This is a genomic window from Bacillus piscicola (assembly GCF_022458745.1).
Lineage (GTDB): Bacteria > Bacillota > Bacilli > Bacillales > Marinococcaceae > Alteribacillus_A > Alteribacillus_A piscicola.
Map to the genome: position 1 here is coordinate 1 of NZ_JAJJJF010000024.1, position 7762 is coordinate 7762.

At 36.5% G+C, this 7762-nt stretch carries 5 protein-coding genes and 3 pseudogenes; all 8 read left to right on the plus strand.

Annotation, left to right across the window (positions count from 1 at the left end):
• Positions 1-88 precede the first annotated feature (88 nt).
• Positions 89-832, plus strand: a pseudogene (istA, locus tag LOR49_RS17125) (IS21 family transposase); the annotation flags it as partial.
• Positions 833-1374: 542 nt separating this feature from the next.
• Entirely contained in the window at positions 1375-2898 is a 1524-nt protein-coding gene (ltrA, locus tag LOR49_RS17130) for a group II intron reverse transcriptase/maturase (RefSeq protein WP_240378169.1), read from the plus strand.
• 142 nt (positions 2899-3040) lie between these two features.
• Positions 3041-3760: a Mu transposase domain-containing protein gene (locus tag LOR49_RS17135; protein WP_240378170.1), complete on the plus strand. Its 720-nt coding sequence runs from the start codon at positions 3041-3043 to the stop codon at positions 3758-3760.
• Positions 3753-4238: pseudogene (locus tag LOR49_RS17140) on the plus strand (ATP-binding protein); the annotation flags it as partial. The gene LOR49_RS17135 and the pseudogene LOR49_RS17140, both read left to right, overlap by 8 nt.
• 153 nt (positions 4239-4391) lie before the next feature.
• A complete protein-coding gene (locus LOR49_RS17145) occupies positions 4392-5609 on the plus strand; it encodes a site-specific integrase (protein ID WP_240378171.1) in 1218 nt (405 codons plus the stop codon).
• Positions 5599-6585, plus strand: coding sequence for a tyrosine-type recombinase/integrase (locus LOR49_RS17150; protein WP_240378172.1), 987 nt, complete (start codon positions 5599-5601; stop codon positions 6583-6585). Before LOR49_RS17145 ends, LOR49_RS17150 begins: the two co-directional genes overlap by 11 nt.
• Positions 6578-7594, plus strand: coding sequence for a site-specific integrase (locus tag LOR49_RS17155; RefSeq protein ID WP_240378173.1), 1017 nt, complete (start codon positions 6578-6580; stop codon positions 7592-7594). The genes LOR49_RS17150 and LOR49_RS17155 overlap by 8 nt, the downstream gene beginning before the upstream one ends.
• Before the next feature lie 88 nt (positions 7595-7682).
• Positions 7683-7762 (plus strand): annotated as a pseudogene (locus LOR49_RS17160) (IS21-like element helper ATPase IstB); the annotation flags it as partial.

The window sequence follows — 7762 nt, forward strand, 5'->3', positions numbered from 1 at the left end:
AAAAACAAAAAAGCCACTTGCTAACAATCCCTAAAATCAATAGACTTCCTGTTGAGCAACCAATTAAGGACAGGAGGTCGTAAAGGAGATGTTAGAAGTGACTGACATTAAGTATATCAGGAAGGAAGTAAACAAAAAAGGGTGCAGCTATTCTGATGTGGCGAGGCGGACAAACACAGACTATCGCACTGTAAAAAAATACGCAGACCAAGAACAATTTGATCCTTCGCACAAAAAGGGTAAACCAAAAAAGCATCAACCAGCACCTGTTATGGATCCTGTGAAGCCAACGATTGATAAATGGTTGAAGGACGACATGAAGAAAAAGAAAAAATACAGAAGGACTGCCAAACGCATATGGCAGTTGTTGAAGGAGAGTGGATTCAAGGGTTCAGAAAGAAGTGTTCGTAATTACGTGTCCCGGAGAAAAAAAGAACTATTAGACGAAGGCGAAGAGGCCTCTCTTCCACTGGAAAGTAAGCCAGGGACCGCGCAAGTAGACTTCGGGGAAGGGCCTTTCATAAGAGAAGGAAAGACCATTGATCTTCCGTATCTTGTGCTTTCTTTTCCAAGGAGTAATGGATTCTATTTTCAGGTTTTTGAATCCCAAAATCAAGAATGCTTTCTGGAAGGCTTGAAACGATTTTTCGATAAGATGAACGGAGTTCCAAGGTCGATCCGATTTGATAACCTTTCTCCAGCGGTTAAGAAAATACTGGCAGATGGGAAGAGAGAGTTGACGGAAGGATTTCAGGCGTTCGCCTTGCATTACGGATTTGACTATGAATTCTGCAATCCCGGCGCTGGTAATGAAAAAGGCCATGTGGGTGCGACTTGAAAGTCGTGATGTAAATTGTTATTGGATTAACTTCCCCTTCTGTTTGGAGAATTCCTACCGTCACATGCGAGACGAGTAATCGGCTGGTGTGAAGCTGACGGGACAATGTGAGATATAGATAAACCATATATTTATATATTTGCTAGGAAAAGCGTCCTATGGTTAACATATGTGAACTGATGCAAGAGTCGTTACCTTTGCTGAGCGAAAAAAATGGTTGGCACGCTCTTCCCAAAATGGGGCGGAATTAGGCATTAATCACTCTGCGTGGGTTAATGAAAACAGACAGATAATTCCCGGCTTATAGTCAGAACCTAAGGGAACGCATATTATTTACATCTCGAAACAAGGTAAGCCCTATGAACTCTCATAGAGTAGGCCGACCGTAAGGAAGGTACAATGTTCAGAGGGTAAAGGAAATTAGAAAAAGCGAATGATTTCTTGTAATGAGAAATATAAGGGTTCAAAATTTGCCCTATACCGAAAGGTAGCAGACTTCTAATAGGTGTTCTATCGTATGAATGAGAGGGATAATTATGAATGTAAATGCGTCAATTACATGTGGGACAAAACATGAGAACTTTACAGACAAATTACTGGTTCTACAATGGAAAGCGATTAATTGGAGGCTAGCTACACAATTTGTTAATAAAATCCAAATCAGGATTACGAAAGCAGTTCAAGATGGAAAACGGAATCTTGTGAAAAGGCTACAATACTTACTAGTAAATTCTTATTATGCCCAGGTACTTTCGGTTAAAAGAGTCACCAGCAATAAAGGTAAAAACACCCCTGGTGTTGACGGGGAAATATGGGATAGTCCATTGAAGAAGATGAAAGCAGTCCACAGTCTAAATAAATCTAAACATACGTGCAAACCTTTAAAAAGAGTGTATATAGAAAAATACGGAAAGAAGGAAAAACGTCCGCTTAGTATACCAACACTTCTTGATAGAGCTATGCAAGCACTGTACCTTTTAGCTCTAGAGCCTATTGCTGAGACAACTGCAGATAGAGTTTCTTTTGGCTTTAGAAAATATCGCAGTACCCATGATGCAATGTCACACATTTTTAATCTTCTTTCTTACAAAAGGGCAGGAACATGGATACTAGAAGGCGACATAAAAGGTTGTTTTGATAATATTCAACACTCTTGGCTATTGGATAATATACCTATGGATAAAAAGGTGTTGAATAAATTTTTGAAGGCAGGCTTTATCTTCGATAAAAGGCTATTCCCAACTAACTCTGGAACACCACAAGGCGGAATTATCTCCCCCACTCTAGCAAATATGACGCTAGATGGAATGGAAATGGCAATTGCCGAAAGGTATTGGAAAAATAGCAGGGGCAAAATCGATAAGAAACACAAAAATCACAAGAAAATAAATATAATACGCTATGCCGATGACTTTATTGTTAGTGCTTCTGACAAAGAAACACTTATTGAAATTCAAAGCATTATCGAAGACTTCTTATTAAAAAGAGGACTTACTCTCTCGAAAGAAAAAACACTAATCACACATATCTCAGAAGGCTTTGATTTCTTAGGGTGGAACTTTCGGAAACGGAAGACGAAGTTAATTATAAGCCCGGCTGAAAAGTCTTTTAAGAAAGTTATCGAAAATATAGGTCAAACTATAAAATCTAACAAAACTATTGAACAGAAGGAACTTATTCGTAAATTAAATCGAATAATCAAAGGGTGGTGCAACTATCATCAACCGGTATGTTCAAAGAAGACTTTCAAGAAACTCAATAACCTAACCTGGAATATGTTATGGAAATGGTGTAAAAGAAGACACCCCAACAAAAATAAAAAATGGGTTGTTAAAAAATATTGGAGGAATATAAAGTCAAGGCAATGGGTCTTTATGGACGGTTCAGAAAGGCTTCATAATGCAGGAGACACCCCGATTGTTAGACACATCGCCCTAAAACTTGATATGAATCCATTCTTAGATAGAGATTACTTTGATAATAGAAAAGACAAACAACAAAAAAGGAAATCAATAGCATATTTAAAGACCACTGCTGCCCATATTTTTAATGGGTTATAGAATGCTTGAGCGGTATGACCTCGAAAGAGTCACGTCCCGTTCTTAGGCGAGGGAGAGATAGTGATATCTCTTCCTTAGCCAACAAGCCATGGTGAAGTATGTAAGGAATAACTTTTTCCTTCCGGAACGGACGGTTTATGATTTGGAAGCCTTTAATGAATCACTTTGGAAGGAAGCTGAAGATGATCGGAATCGTCCTCACTATAAAGAAGGAACATGTATTGCCGAACTGCATAAGGAAGATCTAGACTCGTTGTATTATCTGCCTGAAACTCCTTATGAAACAATTCGGTATGAATCGTTGAAAGCTGATAAATACGGCTTCGTTACCGTAGATCAAAAGAAGTACTCGACCTCCCCACGGTTCGCCAAACAAAGGGTGAGTGTCGGCATCAGTTATAACCAGATCTCCATCTTCAAGGATGACGAAGTTATCGTCTCTCATCGACGAATGTATGGAAGAGAGAAAGAATCTATGGACTGGGTACCTTACTTGTCTCTTATGGCAAAACGACCTACAGCACTGAAATATACAACGTTCTTTGATCAGCTGCCTCGTCCATGGAAAGAATATATCGACAACTGCACGCTTTCTGAGAAGAAAGAAGCTTTGAAACTATTAACGACAATCATGAAAGATCAACAAATGGAGAAGGCTGTGGAAGCATTGAAAACAGCGTCTCAACGAGGTCATCCATCGGCTGATGCGATTCAGCAAGTGTACCATCAGCACATCCATGGACGTGGCTATAGAGAAACGGTAGCCGTTCCTCAGCACCTTCCTTCGATGCCAAAGGCTCATCGGGGCATGAAGAAGTACAATGCCTTCTTCCCATCGGAAGGAGTGAGTGAAGATGCATGAAAAAATCCAGGCTTATGCCAAGCGACTAAAACTTAGCTGGGTACGCGAACATTACCAGGACATTCAAGCTGACACGCGGGAGGAGTTCCTCCTCCGACTTTTCGAGAAAGAGATTGAACAGCGAGAAGAGCGTAAAATTAATTTACTATTAAAGTCGGCAACCCTGCCGAAAGTATCCGGCAAGCCTTTCGATTGGAAGGAAGTTCGTATGGGGGCGGACCTTGACCAGGAGACGCTGTACAATGGTAAATTCATCGAAAATCAGGAGAACGTCATCTTTTACGGAGGCGTAGGTGCTGGAAAGACATATCTCTCTACCCTCATAGGCTTGAACGTTATTCAGCATCAGGGGAAACGCGTGAAATTTTACACAGTCGCTTCGTTGGTCAACGAACTTTTAGACGCCAACGAGAAAGGGACATTGAGCAAAGTATTTAAAAGGATCGAGAAACTTGATTTATTAATTTTAGATGAGTTATGTGAAGCTTTGCATAACTCATCTTATGGAAAGTCAAATATTATGTAAAGTTAAATTCTAAAAGCCTAATTTTACAAAAGTTTTTTTGCTCTTAACTTTGCATAATATTTTAATGATAAAGTAGTATCGAACATTCTAAGGAGGTAAATGTATATGTCCGATACTACTAATCTTAAAGAATTAATTCATCAGTCAATTCAATATCTAAATGAATTGAACTATTCAGAAGGAACCAAATATCGGTATAAACTTGTCTGGAAGCATCTGCAGAAATATGCGGGAAATAGGAATTATAAAGGTTTTTCATTGAAATTGGGAGAGACTTTTCTATCTGACCATTATGGTATTGAGCCAGACATGAAACTTTCTACTTCACAGGTTTTTAAAGTTAGATGCGTTAAGGTTCTGGAAGAATATCGCCAACATAATTCATTTCAAAAATGCCATCAAAGAGCAGGTAGACAAGTTCCTGCTCAATTTAAGAACGCTTTTGAAGAGTATATTCAGCTTCAAAAAGAGCTACAATTATCGAATCGCACAATACAAGGTAAAAAGATCCAGTTAATAAGTTTTCTTAGTTATCTTGATCAGAATAATTTGAATGACTTAAATAATTTATTAACTGAAGATGTTATGACTTATCTAGGAACTTTGAGTAAATATGCAAGTTCAACAAGGTCCAGTGTTTTGTTCACATTAAGAGACTTTTTGGCTTTTCTTTTTTCAAAACAATTTACTGAAACACCACTAAATCAACTTTTTCCTGTTATTTTTACAAATAAATTCGAGAGAATTCCTTCCTATTATTCAATAGAAGAAATACAAAAGATCCTTAAACAGGTGGATAGGAATACTGAAATTGGACGCAGGGATTATATTGTATTGTTGTTAGCAGTAGAGTTGGGCATGCGTGCTGGCGATATTAGAAATTTAAAATTTGAAAACATTAAATGGCACTTAGATGCTATTGAATTCATACAGGAGAAAACAAACAATTCAATACGACTGCCATTAATTGAAAACTTGAAATATGGCTTAATTGATTATATAAAAAATAGCCGGCCAAATACTAATGATCTACATATTTTCATCCGGCATAGAGCACCCTTTACACCTTTTGTAAAAGGAAATGTATTTTGGAGTATTATCAATAAGTATATAGATGCCGCCGGCATCACAACTAATCATAGGAAACATGGTCTTCATTCTATGAGACACAGTATGACAAGTAATCTACTACAAAATAATATACCATATCCTGTTATTACAGGTGTATTAGGGCATGAAAACTCAAATACTACTAAATCGTATCTCCGAATCGACATAGAACAACTTCGAACGGTTGCATTGGAGGTACCCTATGAAAGATAGAGAAAAACATTTTATTTTTGATGGTCCTTTTAAAGATTATTGTTCAATGTATGTTGAGTATAAACGAAATCTCGGATATAAATTTGGAGAATCTTCCCTTTACCAATTAAGGTATATGGATGATTTTTTTAAAAAATATGATATACCCTCTTTGGAACTTAATAAAGATATGGTTGAGGATTATACAAGCAAACGGGGAAATGAATCAGCTAAGACTCAGCATATGAGAATGAGCCTAATAAGACAATTTTCCATATTTATGAACAGCATAGGCTTTAATTTTTATGTACAACCTAAAGATTTAATACCTATTCCCAAATCTTTTTCTCCTTACATTTTTACTCATGAAGAAATCGCTAGCATAATAAAGGTTGTAGATAATTTGGAATTTACCCCGTCTAGTAAGTATTATCACCTAATATATCCAATGCTTTTTAGAATGTTGTATGGATGTGGGTTAAGAATCAATGAAGCATTGTCATTGAAAAGAGCAGATGTTGACCTAGACAACGGGATATTAACAGTCACAAAGGCTAAGAAAAATACTAGCCGACTAGTTCCTATGTCGACATCATTACACAATTACTGTCGACAATATGCTTCAAACATGGGATTTGATATGCATAGTGATGGATATTTTTATCCCTCACGGGATAATGGCAAATATAATAAAACTCCTGTATATGTAAAATTCAAAGACTTTATGAAGAAGGCAGGAATATTCACGGATAACGAAGTTGGTCCTAGGGTTCATGATTTTCGGCATACTTTCGCAGTACATTCGTTAGAAAAAATGGTTCAGGATGGGCAGGATATTTATTGTGCTTTACCAATTTTATGTACTTATTTAGGACATAGGGATATTGAGAGTACAGAAAAATACCTAAGACTTACAGAAGAAGCCTACGGACAAATCATTGATTCTGTTACACCTCTTTACAACGGAGTTTTTCCGGAGGTGGAAATCAATGAATAGTACTGATTTTGGAAGATACCTGTCCAATTACTTTTTAAAATATATACCACATAGAACGGGATACAGTGATAACACAATTAAATCATATAGGGATACCTTTACAATTTTTCTTAGATACTGTAATGATGTTCTTCGTATTAAACCTGAAAAATTATGTTTTTCAAAAATGAGCAGGAACATGATTGAAGAGTTTATAATTTGGTTGGAAGATACAAAAAATTATTCTATTTCAACTAGAAATCAAAGGTTGGCTGCTTTACATGCGTTCTTTCGATATATACAAATTGAGGCTCCAGAGTATATGGAATTGTGCAATTCTGTATTATCAATCAGTTCGAAAAAAACACCTGTGGTTGAAATGAACTATTTATCTATAGCAGCAATTAAAGAACTGTTGTCTACTCCAGATAAATCTAGCAAGGAAGGTCGTAGGGACTTAGCCATTCTTTCCTTACTTTACGATTCAGGAGCAAGAGTCCAAGAATTAGCAGATGTATTAGTAGTTGATCTAAGAATTAAAGAACCAGCAACAATACGATTAACTGGGAAAGGTAAAAAAACGAGGATTATTCCAATAATGCCTCAAACAATAAATATTTTAAAAGCTTATATAAATGATTACGGTCTGTTTAGTGAGTCAAAAATCTCTTCACCTTTATTTTTTAATAAAAAGCAAGAAAAACTAACAAGAGCTGGTTTCTCATATATTGTTAAAAAACATATAGAGGCAGTCAGAAAAAAACATCCAGATTTATTCCCTAACAAAGTTTCACCACATATTTTTAGACATAGTAAAGCAATGCATTTATTAGAAAGTGGTGTCAACTTGATATATATAAGGGATTTTTTAGGGCATTCTTCGGTTACTACTACTGAAATTTACGCAAAATCAAATCCGGAGGTAAAGCGTAAGGCTATTGAACAAGCTAGCCACAGTATGGTTCCTGATGAAAAGCTTACCAAAAAGGAAAAAGACGATTTATTGAGCTGGTTAAAAGAATTTATTTAGAATTTATTATGCAAAGTTGGATGTTAGAAATCTTAAGTTATACAAGGATTCTAGCATTCAACTTTACATAATAAGTAACTTTCCATAAGATGAGCTTGGGTACATCCCCTTGCACAAACAGGGAGCTGAGCTATTATTTCAAGTCATCAGCCTGTGTTATGAAAAGAG

Excerpts from the sequence above, each read along its gene's own strand:
- ltrA (WP_240378169.1), top strand. The coding sequence starts at position 1,375 with ATGAATGTAAATGCGTCAATTACATGTGGGACAAAACATGAGAACTTT.
- LOR49_RS17145 (WP_240378171.1), top strand. The coding sequence starts at position 4,392 with ATGTCCGATACTACTAATCTTAAAGAATTAATTCATCAGTCAATTCAA.
- LOR49_RS17150 (WP_240378172.1), top strand. The coding sequence starts at position 5,599 with ATGAAAGATAGAGAAAAACATTTTATTTTTGATGGTCCTTTTAAAGAT.
- LOR49_RS17155 (WP_240378173.1), top strand. The coding sequence starts at position 6,578 with ATGAATAGTACTGATTTTGGAAGATACCTGTCCAATTACTTTTTAAAA.